The sequence below is a fragment of the Bradyrhizobium sp. CW1 genome, from assembly GCF_023100665.1.
GTDB classification, from domain to species: Bacteria; Pseudomonadota; Alphaproteobacteria; order Rhizobiales; family Xanthobacteraceae; genus Bradyrhizobium; species Bradyrhizobium canariense_D.
Map to the genome: position 1 here is coordinate 3,583,104 of NZ_CP064684.1, position 17,380 is coordinate 3,600,483.

Annotated in this window: 18 protein-coding genes; 6 read left to right on the plus strand and 12 right to left on the minus strand. The window is 65.3% G+C overall.

What is annotated here, in order from left to right; translation table 11 throughout:
- Nucleotides 1-72: 72 nt before the first annotated feature.
- Together rpmG and IVB54_RS17575 are read right to left on the minus strand one after the other, a co-directional pair.
- On the minus strand, nucleotides 73-240 hold the full coding sequence (rpmG, locus tag IVB54_RS17570) for a 50S ribosomal protein L33 (protein WP_007603295.1): 168 nt from the start codon (nucleotides 238-240) through the stop codon (nucleotides 73-75).
- Between the two features lie 124 nt (nucleotides 241-364).
- Nucleotides 365-1,690 (minus strand): LLM class flavin-dependent oxidoreductase, encoded by a 1,326-nt coding sequence (locus IVB54_RS17575; RefSeq protein WP_247338478.1) that lies wholly within the window; start codon nucleotides 1,688-1,690, stop codon nucleotides 365-367.
- Nucleotides 1,691-1,957: 267 nt separating this feature from the next.
- Here IVB54_RS17575 and IVB54_RS17580 point away from each other — a divergent pair, with 267 nt between their 5' ends.
- Nucleotides 1,958-2,467 (plus strand): hypothetical protein, encoded by a 510-nt coding sequence (locus tag IVB54_RS17580; RefSeq protein ID WP_247777391.1) that lies wholly within the window; start codon nucleotides 1,958-1,960, stop codon nucleotides 2,465-2,467.
- On the opposite strand, the gene IVB54_RS17585 is transcribed toward IVB54_RS17580, so the two are convergent.
- The 4 genes from IVB54_RS17585 to topA are packed head-to-tail and all read right to left on the minus strand — an operon-like array spanning nucleotide 2,468 to nucleotide 8,791.
- Complete coding sequence (locus IVB54_RS17585; protein WP_085351448.1) at nucleotides 2,468-3,217, minus strand: NUDIX hydrolase; 750 nt, start codon at nucleotides 3,215-3,217, stop codon at nucleotides 2,468-2,470. It abuts the gene before it with no gap.
- A gap of 33 nt (nucleotides 3,218-3,250) precedes the next feature.
- Nucleotides 3,251-3,691 carry a DUF983 domain-containing protein gene (locus tag IVB54_RS17590; protein ID WP_018458336.1) on the minus strand — a complete coding sequence of 147 codons (441 nt, stop codon included), beginning with the start codon at nucleotides 3,689-3,691 and terminating at the stop codon, nucleotides 3,251-3,253.
- Nucleotides 3,685-6,039 (minus strand): ribonuclease R, encoded by a 2,355-nt coding sequence (gene rnr / locus IVB54_RS17595; RefSeq protein WP_247296514.1) that lies wholly within the window; start codon nucleotides 6,037-6,039, stop codon nucleotides 3,685-3,687. Before rnr ends, IVB54_RS17590 begins: the two co-directional genes overlap by 7 nt.
- A gap of 7 nt (nucleotides 6,040-6,046) precedes the next feature.
- A complete protein-coding gene (gene topA, locus IVB54_RS17600) occupies nucleotides 6,047-8,791 on the minus strand; it encodes a type I DNA topoisomerase (RefSeq protein ID WP_247777393.1) in 2,745 nt (914 codons plus the stop codon).
- A 281-nt stretch (nucleotides 8,792-9,072) separates the two neighbouring features.
- Between topA and IVB54_RS17605 the strand changes: the two genes are divergently transcribed.
- On the plus strand, nucleotides 9,073-9,258 hold the full coding sequence (locus IVB54_RS17605; RefSeq protein WP_018458332.1) for a hypothetical protein: 186 nt from the start codon (nucleotides 9,073-9,075) through the stop codon (nucleotides 9,256-9,258).
- A 33-nt stretch (nucleotides 9,259-9,291) separates the two neighbouring features.
- On the opposite strand, the gene IVB54_RS17610 is transcribed toward IVB54_RS17605, so the two are convergent.
- The gene (locus IVB54_RS17610) at nucleotides 9,292-9,876 is read right to left on the minus strand and encodes a flavodoxin family protein (protein ID WP_245329522.1); all 585 of its coding nucleotides are present in this window, start codon (nucleotides 9,874-9,876) and stop codon (nucleotides 9,292-9,294) included.
- Nucleotides 9,877-10,058: 182 nt separating this feature from the next.
- Nucleotides 10,059-10,529, minus strand: a complete 471-nt coding sequence (locus tag IVB54_RS17615) for a helix-turn-helix domain-containing protein (protein WP_204511390.1) — start codon at nucleotides 10,527-10,529, stop codon at nucleotides 10,059-10,061.
- Between the two features lie 121 nt (nucleotides 10,530-10,650).
- On the opposite strand from IVB54_RS17615, the gene IVB54_RS17620 reads away from it, so the two are divergent.
- Together IVB54_RS17620 and IVB54_RS17625 are read left to right on the plus strand one after the other, a co-directional pair.
- Complete coding sequence (locus IVB54_RS17620; RefSeq protein WP_166517487.1) at nucleotides 10,651-11,424, plus strand: SDR family oxidoreductase; 774 nt, start codon at nucleotides 10,651-10,653, stop codon at nucleotides 11,422-11,424.
- A gap of 177 nt (nucleotides 11,425-11,601) precedes the next feature.
- Nucleotides 11,602-11,784, plus strand: coding sequence for a hypothetical protein (locus tag IVB54_RS17625; protein ID WP_018458328.1), 183 nt, complete (start codon nucleotides 11,602-11,604; stop codon nucleotides 11,782-11,784).
- A gap of 70 nt (nucleotides 11,785-11,854) precedes the next feature.
- Here the strand turns inward: IVB54_RS17625 and IVB54_RS17630 are convergent, their stop codons facing one another.
- A complete protein-coding gene (locus tag IVB54_RS17630) occupies nucleotides 11,855-12,463 on the minus strand; it encodes an FMN-dependent NADH-azoreductase (protein WP_018458327.1) in 609 nt (202 codons plus the stop codon).
- An 83-nt stretch (nucleotides 12,464-12,546) separates the two neighbouring features.
- Between IVB54_RS17630 and IVB54_RS17635 the strand changes: the two genes are divergently transcribed.
- Nucleotides 12,547-12,957, plus strand: coding sequence for a helix-turn-helix domain-containing protein (locus IVB54_RS17635; RefSeq protein ID WP_018458326.1), 411 nt, complete (start codon nucleotides 12,547-12,549; stop codon nucleotides 12,955-12,957).
- Here IVB54_RS17635 and dprA read toward each other — a convergent pair.
- Nucleotides 12,954-14,096 (minus strand): DNA-processing protein DprA, encoded by a 1,143-nt coding sequence (gene dprA, locus IVB54_RS17640; RefSeq protein WP_204511389.1) that lies wholly within the window; start codon nucleotides 14,094-14,096, stop codon nucleotides 12,954-12,956. The two genes, IVB54_RS17635 and dprA, sit on opposite strands and share 4 nt — an antisense overlap.
- 91 nt (nucleotides 14,097-14,187) lie before the next feature.
- On the opposite strand from dprA, the gene IVB54_RS17645 reads away from it, so the two are divergent.
- Nucleotides 14,188-15,432, plus strand: a complete 1,245-nt coding sequence (locus IVB54_RS17645) for an amidase (protein WP_247338480.1) — start codon at nucleotides 14,188-14,190, stop codon at nucleotides 15,430-15,432.
- On the opposite strand, the gene IVB54_RS17650 is transcribed toward IVB54_RS17645, so the two are convergent.
- Both IVB54_RS17650 and plsY read right to left on the minus strand, forming a co-directional pair.
- On the minus strand, nucleotides 15,424-16,635 hold the full coding sequence (locus tag IVB54_RS17650) for a patatin-like phospholipase family protein (RefSeq protein WP_247777395.1): 1,212 nt from the start codon (nucleotides 16,633-16,635) through the stop codon (nucleotides 15,424-15,426). The genes IVB54_RS17645 and IVB54_RS17650 overlap by 9 nt on opposite strands.
- A gap of 145 nt (nucleotides 16,636-16,780) precedes the next feature.
- Entirely contained in the window at nucleotides 16,781-17,377 is a 597-nt protein-coding gene (gene plsY / locus IVB54_RS17655; RefSeq protein WP_018458322.1) for a glycerol-3-phosphate 1-O-acyltransferase PlsY, read from the minus strand.
- Nucleotides 17,378-17,380: the final 3 nt, after the last annotated feature.

Consider the following 17,380-nt stretch of genomic DNA (forward strand, 5'->3'; position numbering starts at 1 on the left):
GGACACGAGAGAGGGGCCAAAATAAAACGGGACCCGAAAGGGCCCCGCAAAAGTCTTCTACGTTCCGCGATCTTACTTGATCTTGGCTTCGCGGAATTCGACGTGCTTGCGCGCCACGGGGTCGTACTTCTTCTTGACCAGCTTGTCGGTCATGGTGCGCGAATTCTTCTTGGCGACGTAGTAGAAGCCAGTGTCGGCCGAGGACACGAGCTTGACCTTGATGGTGACCGCTTTGGCCATGTTCAGAACCTCAGGAATGAAGGGAATCTGGAGCCGGCCAAATGGCCCGCGTTGGCCGGCAACCTAGCCAGAAACCGCCTGATGTCAAGATTTTAGGGCTCGAAAAGCACCCAGATCAGGCCGATTACGCCTCGAAGAACCGGTTTTTGGGCCGAGGCAGGCCCAGATTCTCTCTCAAAGTGGGCCCTTCGTACTCTTTCCGGAAAATCCCGCGGCGCTGCAGCTCCGGGACCACCTTGTCGACGAAATCGTCGAGGCCGGCAGGCAGGAACGGGAACATGATGTTGAAGCCGTCGGAGCCGCACCCGACCAGCCATTCCTCCATCTGGTCGGCGATGGTTTTGGCCGTGCCGACGAAGGATAGCCCGCCATAGCCGCCGACGCGTTGGGCGAGCTGGCGCACCGTGAGCTTGTCGCGGGCCGCGAGGTCGACCATGCGCTGGCGACCGCTCTTGCTGGCATTGGTCTCCGGGATTTCCGGCAATTGCCCATCCGGATCGAAGCCGGAGGCATCCGTGCCGAGGATGACCGAGAGCGAGGCGATGGCGCTGTCGTAATGCACGCGGCTGTCGAGCAGCGCGCGTTTCTCCTTGGCCTCGTCGACGCTGTCGCCGACCACGACGAAGGCGCCGGGCAGGATCTTGAGGTGTTCAGGATCGCGGCCGACCTTCTCCATGCGGCCCTTGATATCGGCATAGAGTTTCTGGCTGTCGGCAAGGCTGCCGCCGCCGGTGAAGACGGCTTCCGCGGTCTCGGCGGCGAGCTGCCTGCCGTCCTCGGAGGCGCCGGCCTGCACGATCACCGGCCAGCCCTGGACCGGGCGGGCGATGTTGAGGGGACCGCGCACCTTCAGATATTTGCCGTGATGGTCGAGCACATGCATCTTGGCGGGATCGACGAACACGCCGCTTTCGACGTCGCGCACGAAGGCGTCGTCGGCAAAGGAATCCCACAGGCCCGTGACGACGTCGTAGAACTCGCGGGCGCGCTTGTAGCGCTCGGCGTGCTCCATGTGGTCGTCGAGGCCGAAATTCAGCGCCGCATCCGGGTTCGAGGTGGTGACGATGTTCCAGCCCGCCCGCCCGCCGCTGAGATGGTCGAGCGAGGCGAAGCGCCGTGCGACGTGATAGGGCTCGTCGAACGTGGTCGAGCCCGTCGCGATCAGGCCGATCCGCTCGGTGACGGCCGAGAGCGCCGACAACAGCGTGAAGGGTTCGAACGAGGTGACCGTGTGGCTGCGCTTGAGCGCATTGACCGGCATGTTCAGCACGGCGAGGTGATCGGCCATGAAGAAGGCGTCGAACTTGCCGGCCTCGAGCTTCTGGATCAGCGTCTTGATGTGGCCGAAGTTGAAATTGGCGTCCGGCCAAGCCCCGGGATAGCGCCAGGCACCGGTGTGGATGCTGATCGGGCGCATGAACGCGCCAAGCTTGAGTTGCCGTTGTGCCATCGCCCGGTGTCCGTTCTTGGTGTCGTTCCCGAAGACATAGGCACGCCGCGGAACTCCGCCATCGGGGGAGGTAGGAAGATTATTTTGTTTTTCGCGACGCCCTGAGCACATTCGCGTCATTCCGGGCCGCGCCCGGAATGACGGAGGAGTCCCATCGAACCGATCCACGGCTCACTCCGACCAAGCCATGACTTTCGCTCCCGAGGAGACCTTCGATGGCAGGTGCAATGACCGTGGACGGGCGCATCGTCCGCATCGACGCGGCCCATGCCCTGGGTCGGGCGGCTGCTGTCATTGCCGCTGCTGGCGGCGAGCTTCTATCTGCTGTGGAATGTCGCGCTCGGCCTGCGGCAGGATTTCTCCGGTTTTGGGCGGCTCGCCGATGATCTCATGCCGGTGGTGGTGTTCACGGGACTCGGGCTGCTCGTGGGCATCCCCGGAATCATCCTGCTCACCTTTCGCACCTTCGTCGTGCTGAACGAGACGCTGCGCCAGATCGTCATCACCAGGCAGTTCGGCCCGCTGAATTTTCGCAAGCATCGCGATCTCGCCGATTATCATTTCATCAGCATTACCGACGACGACGATCCGGAGCTGACGACATATGATGTCAATCTCTGCGGCAACAAAGGGACCGAGCCGATCACGCTGATGAGCTTCACCAAGCGCGAGGAAGCCAGTCGCTTCGCCAGCGAGCTCGGGCGAGTGCTGAACCTTCCCGCGCGCGACTATGTCGGCACCGAGCCCGACGCGGACAATGCGGACGTCACGAACTGATCAGCTCAAAATATCCTTCTGCATCTTGCCGCCGTAGAAATGGAAGAACGGCACCGGCGCATCGTGGCGGAGCGGGCCGGTGGCAAGGCGCGCGTCGAGCTCGTTGAGCACATTGCGCGTCATCGGATGCAGATCGGCGAGCGGCTTCGAGCCGAGCTCGACCCAGACCAGCTCGACAAGCTCGGCATCGGCGTGGATCACGCCGTCGACGCGATGGGTGATCGCGGAGGCGTCCGCCGTGAAGAAGCGCGTGTCGAACCGCTTGACGCGGCCGGGCGGGGTGATTGCGCGCGCGATCAGGAACAGGCTGGAGGGATCCGGCAACAGGCCCGCATCCGCGAACGGCTTCCAGGCGCCTTCGAGTTTTGTCTTTACCTCGGCCTTGCGTCCGAGGCAGAGACCCGTTTCCTCGCAGGCCTCGCGGATCGCGGCGATCGCCAGCGATTTTGCGCGGGAGGCCGGCGTCTTCGGGCTGCCCTTGGCGAGATTGGCTTCCAGTTCGGCGGTGATCGGCGCCGCGCATGGTACGCGATAATCGTCCTTGTCGACGCGGCCGCCCGGGAAAACGAATTTTCCGGGCATGAACACCACCTTGTCGTGGCGCTTGCCGACCAGGACTTTTGGAATGGCTCCGCTGCGGTCGACCAGGATCAGTGTCGCGGCATCCCTAGGGCGGAAATAGGGATGATGATCGGCTTCCTTGCCCTCGTGGATCTTTGCCTTGTCGGCTGCCTGCGACGTATCCGTCATGTCCTCACCCAAACCACTACTTGTTTATTTTGCTTACACCGGCGGAATACCATCCGTCGGGTTCTCGTCAAACCCGTGCATGCGCAGAGCCCATTGCAATCCGACCACGGCTCCCTTCACCGGCTGCAGCAGTGCCAGCGAGGCGACGAAGGTGAAGGGCAGATAGGCCGCGAAGCTGATCCAGACCGGCGTCGTATAGTTGGTCTCGATCCACAGAATAGTCGGCACCACGATGTGCCCGACAATGACGATGACGAGATAGGCTGGCAAATCGTCGGCCCGATGCGGCGTGACATCGAGGCCGCAGACGGAGCAGTTATCCGCGGTCTTCAGGAAGGCGCGGAACAGCTTTCCCTCGCCGCAGCGCGGGCAGCGGCCGCGAAAGCCGCGCCTCATCGCAGCAAAGACGTCGCGCTTCTCGACGAGGCCGGTGTCGCGGGTCCAGATCTTCGGCGCCGTGCTCGTCGTCACCATGCCTTGCCCTTCTGGCCCTTGCCCTTGCTTTTTCCCTTGGCCGTTTTCCCCTTGCCGGGCTTCTTCGGCTTGTCCGGCTTGCGCTTCTTGTCAGGACTGCGCCCGGGGTGCGCCTTGAACGAGCGGCGGCGTTGCGGACCGGAGGACCTGCGGCCCCGCGGTGCGGTCTCGCCGGACGAGGACAGCAGCTCGAAGCGCAACGCGCCTGCGATCGGAGCCGCCTCGATCAGGCGGACGTCGACAACATCACCGAGCTGATGCATGGTGCCGCTGCGGGTGCCGACCAGGGCGTGGCGGCCCTCGTCATAGTTGAAATATTCCGTGCCGAGGGATCGGATCGGGATCAGGCCGTCGGCGCCGGTCTCGGCGAGCTTGACGAACAGGCCGGCGCGCGTGACGCCGGAGACGCGGCCCTGGAAGCTCGAACCGATGCGGTCGGCGAGGTGATGGGCGATCAGGCGGTCGACGGTCTCGCGCTCCGCTTTCATCGCGCGCCGCTCGGTCACTGAGATATGAGCTGCGACCTCGCTCAACGTTTCCGGCGTCTCGGTGTCGGGCAGCGCGCCTTCGCCGAGGCCGAGCGCGCGAACCAGCGCACGGTGCACGACAAGGTCGGCGTAGCGGCGGATCGGCGAGGTGAAATGCGCATAGCGGCGCAAATTCAGGCCGAAATGACCGTAATTCTCCGAAGAGTATTCGGCCTGTGCCTGGGCGCGCAGCACGACCTCGCTGACCAGCGGAAAGTGGTCGTGGCCTTCGAGCTGCGCCAGCACGCGGTTGAACAGAGCGGGGCGCAGCGCGCCGCCTTTCGCGAACGGAACGTCCAGCGTCGCCAGGAATTCCGCGAGCGCGTGGACCTTTTCCAGGGTCGGCTCGTCATGCACCCGGTAGATCAGCGGCAGCGACTTCTTCTCGAGCATCTCGGCTGCCGCGACATTGGCGAGGATCATGAACTCCTCGATCAGCTTGTGCGCGTCGAGCCTGTCGGGCACGACGACGCGGTCGACCGTGCCGTCGGGCTTGAGCAGGATCTTGCGCTCGGGCAGATCGAGATTGAGCGGATCGCGCTCGTCGCGCGCGCGCTTGACGCAGGCATAGGCGGCATAAAGCGGCCTCAGGATTGGATCGAGCAGGGGGCCGGTGGTGTCGTCCGGCCTTCCGTCGATCGCGGCCTGCGCCTGCGCATAGTTCAGCTTGGCTGCGGAGCGCATCAGGATGCGGTGGAAGCTGTGCGACCGTTTCCGCCCGTCCGGCGCGATGATCATCCGCACCGCGAGCGCGCCGCGCGGCTCGCCCGGCACCAGCGAGCAGAGATCGTTGGAGATGCGCTCGGGCAGCATCGGCACGACGCGGTCGGGGAAATAGACCGAGTTGCCGCGATCGAGCGCATCGCGGTCGAGCGCGGTGCCCGGTCGCACGTAGAAGCTCACATCGGCGATGGCGACATCGACGATGAAGCCGCCCTTGTTGTTGAGATCAGGATCCGGCTGCGCGTGTACCGCGTCGTCGTGATCCTTGGCATCCGGCGGATCGATGGTGACCAGCGGCACATCGCGCCAGTCCTCGCGCCCCTTCAGATTGGCCGGCTCCGCCGCTTCGGCTTCGCGCTCTGCCGCGGGACGGAATTGCAGCGGGATGTCGTGCGCGTAGATCGCGATCAGGCTGATCGCCTTCTCCGACTTGACCGAGCCGAGCTTCTCCTTGACGCGGCCTGACGCCAGCCCAAAGCCGCGCGAGCGGATGATGTCGACGCTGACGAGATCGCCGTCCTGCGCGCCGTGCGTCTCAGTCGGGGCGATGTTCAGCTCGCGGTCGGCGGACTTCTTGTCGACCGGGATGATCCGTCCGCCGCCTTCGGGCAGGCTGCGGAAGACGCCGAGGATGCGGCTCTTGGTCTTGTCGAAAACCTTGATGATGTGGCCGCGATAGGCCGGGCCTTCGGTCTCGTCGGATCGCTCGACCCGCAGCAGCGCGCGATCGCCAACGCCGGCCGCGGTGCCGGGCTTCGGCCGGCGCGGCATCGTGATGAGGATCTTTGGCGGCTCGCCGCTTTCGACCTCGTCCCATTCAGTGGGGGAGGCGACCAGCTCGCCGTCGGCGTCGCGGCCGGTAATGTCGGCGACCAGCGTCGGCGGGAGGCTGTCCGGCTCTGAAATCGTATGGCGCTTTTTCTTGACGAGCCCGTCGTCGGCGAGCTCGCGCAGCATGCGCTTGAGCTCGATGCGGTCGGCGTTCTTCAGGCCGAACTCGCGTGCAATTTCGCGGGTTCCGACCTTTCCGGGATTTGCCTTGATGAAGGCGACGATGGCTGCCCTGTCGGGAAAGCCACGGTCATTCTTGCGTTTCACTTAGCCTCTATTTGGTGCCGGCACTTTTCTTGGCCGGAGCTTTGGCGCCAGCTGCCTTGGTCGGTGACGTTTTGGCCGTCGACGACACGGCTGCGCGCGCCTTGCTGGTGGATTCGGATTTGGGTTTGGCCGCCTTCTTCGCGGCCGGCTTTTTGGTTTTTGGTGCGGCGTCATCGCCGTCGGCGGCCTTCGCCGCAGCCTTCTTGGCCTTGGCCGGCTTCGCCGCTTTCTTCGGCTTCTTGCCGCCGCCCTTGGCCGCACGCTCGTCGATCAGCGCGATTGCCTGCGGCAGCGTGATGGCGTCTTTCTCGATGTCGCTCGGGATCGTGGCATTGACGCCACCCGCGGTGACATAGGCGCCGTAGCGGCCGCCCTTTACCGTGACGGTGCCGAGGGTGGGATGATCGCCGATCGCCCTGCCGGGATCAGCGCCGAAGCGGCGGCTCGGGCCCTTGGCGATCTTCTCCGCGATCAGCGTCACCGCGCGGTTGATGCCGATGTCGAACACCTCATCGCCGGCCTCGAGGCTGGCATAAGTCTTCTCGTGCTTCACGAACGGCCCGAAGCGGCCGAGACCCGCGGTGATCGGCTCACCGGTTTCCGGATGCTTGCCGATCTCGCGCGGCAGCGACAGCAGCTTGAGCGCAAGCTCGAGCTCGACATCTCCAGGGGACATCCCCTTCGGAATGCCTGCGCGCTTCGGCTTCTCGCCCTCCGCATAATCCTTCTGCTCGCCGAGCTGGATGTAGGGGCCGAACCGCCCGGCCTTGACCCAGACATCGCGGCCCGTATCCGGGTCCTGGCCGAGCGAACGATCGGCCGTTGCCTCGCCGTCGGCGGCGAGCTGACGGGTGTAGCGACATTCCGGATAGTTCGAACAGCCGACGAAGGCGCCGAACTTGCCGGCCTTGAGATTGAGCCGCCCGTTGCCGCAGCTGGGGCATTGCCTGATGTCGCCGCCATCGGTGCGGGGCGGGTAGATGTGCTGTCCCAGCATGTCGTCGAGCACGTCGAGCACCTGCGCGACGCGCAAATCCTTGATCTCGTCGACCGCGCCGATGAAGCCGGTCCAGAAATCCTTCAGCACCTGCTGCCAGGAGATCTCGTTGTTGGAGATGCGGTCGAGCTGCTCTTCCAGATTGGCGGTGAAGTCGTATTCAACGTAGCGGGCAAAGAAGCTTTCGAGGAACGCGACTACGACGCGGCCCTTGTCCTCGCCGTGCAGGCGCTTCTTCTCGAGCTTGACGTAGCCGCGGTCCTTCAGCACCTGGAGGATCGAGGCATAGGTCGAGGGCCGGCCGATGCCGAGCTCTTCCATGCGCTTGACCAGCGAGGCCTCGGAGAAGCGCGGCGGCGGCTCGGTGAAGTGCTGGGTGACGGCGAGCGACTGCCGCTTCAGCGCATCGTTGGGGCTCATCGCGGGCAGGCGGCGGGAGTCCTCGTCCTCCTCGTCGTCGCGGCCTTCCTGGTAAAGTGCGAGGAAGCCGTCGAACTTGACGACCTGGCCGGTGGCGCGCAGGTCCAGCGTGCGGCCGCCGACCTTCGCCGTGATGTCGACCGTGGTGCGTTCCAGCTCGGCCGATTCCATCTGGCTCGCGATGGTGCGCTTCCAGATCAGTTCATAGAGTCTCGCCTGGTCGGACTCGAGCTTGCGGCTCATGCTGTCGGGACGGCGCGACATGTCGGTCGGCCGGATCGCTTCGTGGGCTTCCTGGGCGTTCTTGGCCTTGGCCTGGTACTGACGCGGCGCGTCCGGCACATAGGCGTTGCCGTAATCCTCGCCGATCACCTTGCGGGCCTGGGTGATCGCGGACGGGTCGATCTGCACGCCGTCGGTACGCATATAAGTAATGAGTCCGGTGGTCTCGCCGCCGATGTCGATGCCTTCATAGAGCCGCTGCGCGATGCGCATGGTGTGCGCCGGCGCAAAGCCGTATTTGCGGCTGGCTTCCTGCTGCAGCGTCGAGGTGGTGAAGGGGGCCTGCGGATTGCGGCGGGCCGGCTTGGCATCGACCGCGGTCACCGCGTAGGCGGCTGCTTCCAGCGCCTTCTTGAAGTCTTCGGCTTCCGCGCCGGTGCCGATGTCGAGGCGCTGGATCTTCTTGCCGTCGGCGCCGACGAGACGGGCCTCGAAGGCGTCGCCGCGCGGCGTCAGCAGGGTCGCGATCAGCGACCAGTATTCGCGCGCAACGAACTTTTCGATCTCGAGCTCGCGGTCGCAGACCAGACGCAGCGCCACCGACTGCACGCGGCCCGCCGAGCGGGCGCCCGGCAGCTTGCGCCACAGCACGGGGGAGAGGGTGAAGCCGACCAGATAGTCCAGCGCGCGGCGCGCCATATAGGCGTCGACCAGCGCACCGTCGATCTGGCGCGGATTCTTCATCGCGTCCGTCACCGCCTGCTTGGTGATGGCGTTGAACACCACGCGCTCGATCTTGTGGTCCTTGATCGCGCGCTTCTCTTTCAGGACCTCCAGCACGTGCCAGGAGATGGCCTCGCCCTCGCGATCAGGGTCGGTGGCGAGAATCAGGCGATCGGCGTTCTTGAGGGACTTGGCAATGTCGTTGAGCCGGCCGGCCGCCTTGGGGTCGACCTCCCAGATCATCTTGAAATTGGCGTCGGGATCGACGGAGCCGTTCTTTGCCGGCAAGTCGCGGACATGGCCAAACGAGGCCAGAACCTCGTAGGACGAGCCCAAATACTTGTTGATCGTCTTGGCTTTCGCCGGCGACTCCACAATGACGATATCCATGTAGTTCCAGTAACTTATGGGGAAATTTGGGGCCGAATTCGATGAGATTCGGGTCGGCCCTTTCGTCCCGAACATGGGTGGTGAGGCCGTCGCTGTCAAATCGAGGGCTGTTGAGAGCCCTCCCGATGGGAAAAGTTTCATATCGAGAAAGTTGCAAAATACCACCTTTGAGTTGCGGTCGATGTCGGCGTAATGTTGCCGCGGGGCATGGATTCGGGTGGGGGCTGGTGACTAAGCCAGGAAAGAAACGGGCGGGCGCCGCATCGCGCGCGGGGGGAGGCTTGCGTCACGAGGAACCGGGGGAGGGCGGCGTCGAGGAGGCGGTCGCCTTCATCGCCGAGCAGGTCGGGGCCCTGCGCAAGCTTGCCGAACGGCACAGGCTCGACGTGCTGCATTATCTCCTGGGAATGACCAAGCTCGAGGCGGACGAGCATCTGCGGCTGAGGAGCAAGCGCAGGCTGTCGTGAAGGGGGCGATGTACTGCTCCAACGACGGTGCGGTTAGCCGTTGCGGCTTGCCATTTTGGCCAATCGCAGGCCGAGATATGCGGCCGTGCCGAGGTCGCTCTCCGGCAACGAGCCGTCAATCAAGTGTGTTGCCAGACCAAGCTGGCTGCCCAAACGATTGCGGCCGCTCGGATCCTCGCCACCGGGAATATCCAGTCCGCACCAGAGCATGCCGTGCTGCGCGGCCAGAATGGAAAAGTAGGACAGTGTGTGGAGTTGATCGCCGCTTGCGCAGGCGCCCGTGGTGAACCCGGCTGCGATCTTGTTGGCCCAGCGCTGCTGGCTCCATCGATCACTTGAAGCATCGGCAAACGCTTTGAATTGAGCGGCTGGCCCGCCCATATAGGTCGGGCTGCCAAACGCAACTGCGTCGGCGCCATCGATCGTCTCCAGTAAGCTCTCATTCTGAAAGCGGCCTGACACGATGTCGCCGCCGGTGATGCGACACAGCGTGACCTGCGCTTTGCCATCTGCTCCGCGCGCAACCGCATGCGCCAGCTTCTCGGTGGTGCCCGAGATGGAAAAATAGGTGATGGCGAGCAGGGGCATGGTGGTGCCAGTTTGGTGGGACCTCGCCATCTTTGACGCTGTCGATGGCTTGTACAAGTCCGCCACGCCATATTGCGAGTTGGGACGCTCGGGTACATGCCGACCCGCCTTCGATGAAAGTGGGTCAACCTGCGGAGCAATCGCGGGCTGTCGTAGCCGCGAAGACCGAGCGGAATCGGTCGCCAGGACGACGTTGAAGAGACAGCGCACCGCTATCCCGCTGACCGTCGCCGCGGCGCAGGCCGCGGCTTCAGCGAGGTGTCCGCGAGGCTGAGCAATCGCCCGTCCTCCGCGCGCAGTTCGAGCTTCTTCACCGGTCGGCCTTTCTCGCGATCGACCAGGATGGTCGCGATCTCCGACGGGCGATCGTCGAAATCCTCGCCCCATTGGCGCAGCGCTACCAACACCGGGAAGACGCCGCGGCCTTTCGGCGTCAGCACATATTCCTCGTAAGGGCTGCCGTCGGAGGCGGGGGCCGTGGTCAGGATGCCGTGATCGACCAGCGCGCGCAGCCGCGTCGACAAGATGTTCTTGGCCATGCCGAGCTTGCTCTGAAACTCACCGAAGCGGCGCAGCCCAAACAGCGCCTCGCGGATGATCAGCAGGGACCACCGGTCGCCGATCGCCTCCAGCGATCGCGCGATCGGGCAGGCGTCCCCCTCGAAGCTCGTCCGTTTCACCATGATCTGGTCCTTTCGCGATCGCACGGTCCTGTCACCGTTCACGCGCTCTTGTGGTTGCATCTTAAAACCAGGTGGCCTAGATGGCAATCGTAGTTTTATGATGAAACCACTGGAGGCGAACGTGAGACTGAAGAACAAGACGGCCCTGATCACCGGCGGCAATAGCGGCATTGGACTGGCAACGGCAAAGCTGTTCGTGGCCGAGGGCGCCAAGGTGGTGATCACCGGGCGCAACAAGGAGACGCTCGAGGCGGCCGCGAAGGAGCTCGGGCCGAACGCGCTCGCGCTCGCCGCCGACGCCACCGACATTGCCGCGACCGAATCTGCGATCAAGAAGGGCGCCGAAAAGTTCGGCAAGTTCGACATCCTGTTCGCCAATGCCGGCATCGCCGGCGGTACGCCGCTGGGGTCGGCCACGCTGGAGGTCTTCGAGAAGGTCATCAGCACCAATCTGACCGGCGTGTTCTTCACCGTTCAGTCCGCGCTGCCTTATCTCAACGACAATGCTTCCATCGTCCTCAACGGCTCGGTGATCTCCGTGCTCGGCATTCCCGGCTATTCGGCCTATGGCGCCGCCAAGGCCGGCGTGCGGGCGATGGCGCGGATCATGGCCTCGGAGCTCTCGCCGCGGGGCATTCGCGTCAACGTGGTCGCGCCCGGTGCGATCCGCACGCCGATCTGGGGACCCGCGACCGCGACGCCCGAAGCCGAGAAGGCGTTCGAGAAGCGGATCGCGCTGACGACGCCGCTGGGGCGCATTGGTGAAACAGATCACGTCGCCAAGACTGTGCTGTTCCTCGCCTCCGACGATTCCGCGCATGTGCAGGGCCAGGAAATCTTCGTCGATGGCGGCGCGGTTGCCTCTCCGAGCGGCGCGCCGATCTATCGCGGCTGATCAATCTTGGTGCAAATTGAATCGGTCGGCGCAGCGGCGAGCGGTTGCGCCGGCCGGTTCCCACGTCTCGCGAGCTGTATTTTCTGAACGTTGCGGGAGGCATTGAACCTTCGCTTGCGCTGCCAAGACACTTTTACGGGCAGGGGGTCACGAAGACTCATTTCAAGGGAGCCCGATATGCCAAAGGCAGCTCGTATTATTTCCCCGATTTCAGCACCGCGTATTTACACCGAAAACTCCGCCGTTCCTGCCAAGCGTTCCGACACCTCCGAGTTCGTCGGGGTCGCTCTTTTCTCCGGCATCGGCCTGTTCGTTTCCCTCGTCGCCGTCATCCTGGGCATTCAGGGCGCCTGGTTTTAGCTTCGCCGATCGCGCACCGGTCGATCAGCCGCCGCAAGCGATGTTGCGGCGGCTGATGATGTGCGCGTTATCAGGCCGCGCGGAGGGCGGTCGCCGCCTCGAGCGCGCTTGCGAGCGACTTCTCGCGATGCTCCGGGCCGACCTGGATTCCGTCGGCGCTGATGAATTCGGGATGATGAATCCCCATGAAACCGAACACGCCACGCAGATAGCTTTCGAGGTGCTCCAGCGACGCGGCGGGCGAGCCCGCGCCGTAATAGCCCCCGCGCGAAACCGCGAAGATTACGCGCTTGCCGCCGGCAAGGCCCTGCGGGCCGTTGGCCCCATAGCTGAACGTCTTCCCCGCCACCAGGACCCGGTCGATCCAGGCCTTGAGCTGGCTCGGAATGGTGAAATTGTACATGGGCGCGCCGATCACGACGATGTCGGCGGCAAGAAACTCGTCCAGCGCGGCCTTGCTGGCGGCGAGATCGGGGCCGAGCTCCGCCGGCGCAGGCGCGCCTTGCGCGGCCGCCAGATGCGAGCCGGAGAGATGGGCGAGCGGGCTCTGCGTCAGGTCGCGATAGACGATGTCGAGCGATGGCGTCGCCTGCCTGAGACGGTCGACGATGGCGGCGGAGACTTGCCGCGAAACGGAGTGGGGGCCGAGCACGCTGGAGTCGATGTGGAGGAGTTTCATTCGGGATCACCCTGGTATAAGTTTGTAACCAGAGCTACATGAGTGACTATCGAAATCCCCGCAAGAACGCACCTTTTTGAGCCATGGGCACATCCCTGAAACCTGCGCACATCGATTTGCCCGCCTCACCAAGGCCGGATCCCAACCATGCGGACTGCCGCGGCGTCGCCTCGATCCTCGCGCGCGTCGGCGACAAATGGAGCGTGTTCGTCATCATGATGCTAAGTGACGGGCCCAAGCGCTTTAACGAGCTCAAGCGCATGATCAATGGCATTTCGCAGCGGATGCTGACCTTGACGCTGCGCGGGCTCGAGCGTGACGGCCTGGTCACACGCACGATCTTCCCGACCATTCCGCCGCGGGTGGATTACGAGCTGACCGATCTCGGCCGGGGACTGCAGCAGCCGGTAAAGGCACTCGGCGAATGGGCGATCACGCATCAGCAGCAGATCGCCGCGGCGCGTACGCGCTTCGACGAGCGGACCACTCCTTAAAGCAGCGAGACCAAGCCACCGCCGTGGCGTTCGAGCCGGCCGGCGAGCTCGAGTTCCAAGAGCACGGTACGCACGATGGCCGGCGAGGCGCCGGACATCCGCACGAGATCGTCAATCGTGACAGGGGCAGGGCCGAGCAGGCCGGTGATCTGGTCGCGGTCGTGCCCTTGAGGATCGCTCTCGAACGGCTCGCTGTCGGGCTCGCGCGCGGTACGCATCAGCGGCCGCTCCATGATCGGTGCGACCGCGTTGACGACGTCGGCCGCTTCGGTGACGAGCGTCGCGCCCTGCTTGATCAGATCGTTGGTGCCGGCGGCGCGCGGGTCGAGCGGCGAGCCCGGCACGGCGAACACTTCGCGACCCTGTTCGGCGGCCATGCGCGCGGTGATCAGCGAGCCCGAGCGGTGCGCCGCCTCCACCACGACCACGCCGAGCGCGGCGCCCGAGATCAGCCGGTTGCGGCGGGGAAAGTCGCGGGCGCGCGGCTCGTGGCCGAGCGGCATCTCGGAGATCGCGGCACCCTTGCGGTCGAGGATCGAGGCCAGCAGATCGCCGTGCTCCGGCGGATAGATGCAGTCATGTCCGCCGGCGAGCACGGCTATGGTGCCGCTCTCGAGGCTGGCGCGGTGCGCGGCCTGGTCGACCCCGCGGGCAAGGCCGGAGATGACGACAAAGCCGGCTTCGCCAAGCTCGCGGGCGAGCTGACCGGCGAATTTCAAGCCTGCGCCGGATGCGTTGCGCGAGCCGACGATCGCGATCATCGGTCGCGTCAGCGTTGCATTGTCGCCGCGTACGGCGAGCAGCGGCGGCGCATCGTCGAGCGTTGCCAGCCGCGCCGGATAACCGTCCTCACCGGGCGCGAGCCAGGCAATTCCGAACTTGCGGCTCGCGGCGAGCTCGGCTTTCGCCTCGTCGGCGCTGCAGATGCGCGCCGATCGTTGCGCGCCGCCGCGGCGTGCGAGATCCGGCAGCCGCTCCAGCGCCGCGCGCGCCGAGCCGAAATGCTCGACCAGCGACCGGAACGTGCGCGGCCCGACATTGTCGGACCGGATCAGCCGCAGGCGGTCGATCCTGTCGGCTTCGGTCAGCTCTACACTTGGATTGATGGCGTCCACGGCGGCTCCTTGCAGGGACAGCATGGAACAACCTGAGGGCGTGGGCAACAGTGACGTACGCTTGCGCGACCTTGCCCCGATGCTAAAAGCGATCCCAATAAGAAGGGTATTGCCCATGATCTCACTCGCCGACCTCCAGCGCCGCATCGAAGCGGGCGAGCTTTCGCCCGAGGCCGCCATCGCGCAATCGCATGCAGCCATCGAGGCGCGGGAGAAGGACGTCCATGCCTTCGTCCGTCACGACAGCTCCGCGAAGGCGCAAGCTTCTGGCCCGTTGCGCGGTATCGCGGTCGGGATCAAGGACATCATCGACACCGCCGATTTCCCGACCGAGATGGGATCATCGATCTATCGCGGCTGGCAGCCGCGCGCGGACGCGCCTGTGGTGATGATGCTGAAGCGGGCGGGCGCCACCATCATCGGCAAGACCACGACCACGGCATTCGCCTCGCGCGATCCGACCCCGACGCTCAATCCGCATAACCTCGGGCATACGCCGGGCGGCTCGTCCTCGGGCTCGGCCGCGGCCGTCGGTGCCGGCATGATTCCGCTGGCGCTGGGTACCCAGACCGGCGGCTCGGTGATCCGGCCCGCCGCCTATTGCGGCACCGCCGCGATCAAGCCTTCGTTCCGCATGCTGCCGACGGTCGGCGTCAAATGCTATTCGTGGGCGCTCGACACCGTCGGTCTGTTCGGCGCCCGCGCGGAAGATCTCGCGCGCGGACTGCTGGCAATGACCGGCCGCACCGAATTCGCCGGCATCGTCCCGGCGAAGGCGCCGCGCATCGGCGTTATCAGGCAGGAGTTTGCCGGCGCCGTGGAGCCGGCCGCCGAGGAGGGGCTGCAGGCCGCGATCAAGGCGGCGACGCGGGCTGGCGCCAGCGTGCAGACCATCGATCTGCCGCAGGCGGTGCAGGAGGCCTGGCGCATCCACCCTGTGATTCAGGACTTCGAGGCGCATCGCGCGCTCGCCTGGGAATTTTCCGAACGCCACGACGAGATCGCGCCGATGCTGCGCGCCAGTCTCGATGCGACGGTCGGTCTCACACCCAAGGACTACGACGACGCACGCCGGATCAGCCGCCACGGCCGCCGCGAGATTGGCGAATTGTTCGAGGGGTTCGACGCGCTGCTGACCTATTCGGCGCCGGGCACGGCGCCGGCCAAGGAGCTCGCGAGCACCGGCGACCCCCGCTACAACAGGCTCTGGACGCTGATGGGCAACCCTTGCGTCAACGTGCCGGTGCTCAAGGCCAATGGCCTGCCGATCGGCGTGCAGGTGATCGCGCGCTTCGGCAACGACGCGCATGCGCTGGCGACGGCGTGGTTCCTGGAGCAGGCGCTGGCGAAATCAGGCTAGCGCAGGTTCGAGAGCGACGATGCGCTGGCCGGATGCGGCCGGCGCTGCGCTGTGATCTGGACCTTGCTTGAGCCAGCGCCCGGCAGCCTCGCGGCCGCTCCGGTGCAGCGCGCGAATGAAGCCGCGGCCGAGATCGGTCGATGAGCGCTGCGCCAGGCCGTCCACGAAATCTTCCGCGGCGATCCTGGAGAGCCGCAACGACGATGCGGCCTGCGATTGCGCCCATTCGATCGCCGCGATCTCGGCATTGAGGGCGGCGTTGGCCGCGATCTGATCCAGCCTGCGGTCGATCGCGGCGAGCGTGATCGGCACGTAGCTGTCGCGCGCCGGCGTGGCCTGGACGAGCAGGATTTCGGCGCTCGTCGTGTCCTGCACGAGCCGCAGCAGGGGCGGATTGCCGCCGAGGCCGCCATCCCAATAAGCCTCGCCGTCGATCTCGACCGCGCAATGAACCAGCGGTGGACAGGTCGAGGCCAGCGCGACGTCGGCGGTGATCACGTCGTTGCGGAAGATCTGCTGCTGCCCGTCGCGGATCCGGGTCGCCGCGATCAGAAGCTTCGGGCAGCGCGGGTCGCGCAAGGCGGAAAAATTGATGTCGCGCGACAGCGCCTGCCGCAGCGGATCGAGATCGAACGGATCGAACTGGCCGGAGCGCAGCGTCGGGCCGAACGCGACCGAGCTTCCCGCCGGCGAGAAGCCGCCGATCAGCATCAGCGATCGGAACGAGGCTTCGTGCATCAGCCGGATCCAGAACCGGTTCAGCCGCGCGCGGGCGCCTTCACGGCCGCCCTCGGCGAAACCGGACGCGAGCAACAGCGCGTTGATGGCGCCGGCACTGGCGCCGCTGATGGTGTCGATCGCGATCGATGGCTCTTCCAGCAGCCGCTCCAGCACGCCCCAGGTGAAAGCAGCGAAGGTGCCGCCGCCCTGAAGCGCCAGCGACAATTTTCGCGGCGGCCATTGCCGCGGCGTCCGATCGTGCGTGACGGGCGCTGCGACAGCTACAATTTCGACTGGTGTCCGCGCTTCCACGATCGGATCGGGCTCGCGCGGTGGAGGCGGGACGGAAGCAGGCGCTGGAGCGACAAGCGGCGAGGGCGCACCAGACCAGATGTCCGTCGTCGAGAGCAGCCGGCTTGCCGCGGTGCAAGCAGCACCTCGCAAATCGCCATCGTCTTGCGCGCTGACAATCTTCTCGCTCATTCTGAGCAACCGCGTAGAGCTATGCCCATGATCAGGGCCGAGCCAGGAACCCGTTCGTCCATACAGCCGTGATTCGGCTGCAAGTTGCGAACACCATTTGCGATATAATGCAGAAGGGGTGCCGCGGTATCCGTGGATTCCCGGCTTATGCCTTCTCGCCGATCCGGCTTTCCTTGCCCGATTGCAGCCGCTTGATGTTCTCGCGATGGGCGTAGAACAGCAGCAGCGTCAGCACCGCGGCCATCGCTGCTAGTGCGAGATGGCCGAACCACCACAGGAACAGCGGCGTGATAAAGGACGCCACCAGCGCAGAGAGCGAGGAATAGCGGGTGGTGAAGGCGGTCGCGAGCCATAGCAGGCAGAACACCAGCGCGGCCGGCCAGAACAGCCCGAGCAGAATGCCGATATAGACGGCGACACCCTTGCCGCCGCGGAACTTGAGCCAGACCGGGAAAAGATGGCCGAGGAAGGCGCCGAGCCCGGCCAGCATCGCGGCGTTGGGACCGGCGATGTAGCCGGCGATCACCACCGCCACGGTGCCCTTGAGCGCGTCGAGCAGCAGGGTCGCCGCGGCCAGACTCTTCCGTCCGGTGCGCAGCACATTGGTGGCGCCGATACTGCCCGAGCCGATCGAGCGAATATCCTGCGTGCCGGCGAGCCTGGTCAGGATCAGTCCGAACGGAATCGAGCCGAGCAGGTAGCCGATGACGAAAGCGACCGGCAGAAACAGTTCAAGCGCCATGTC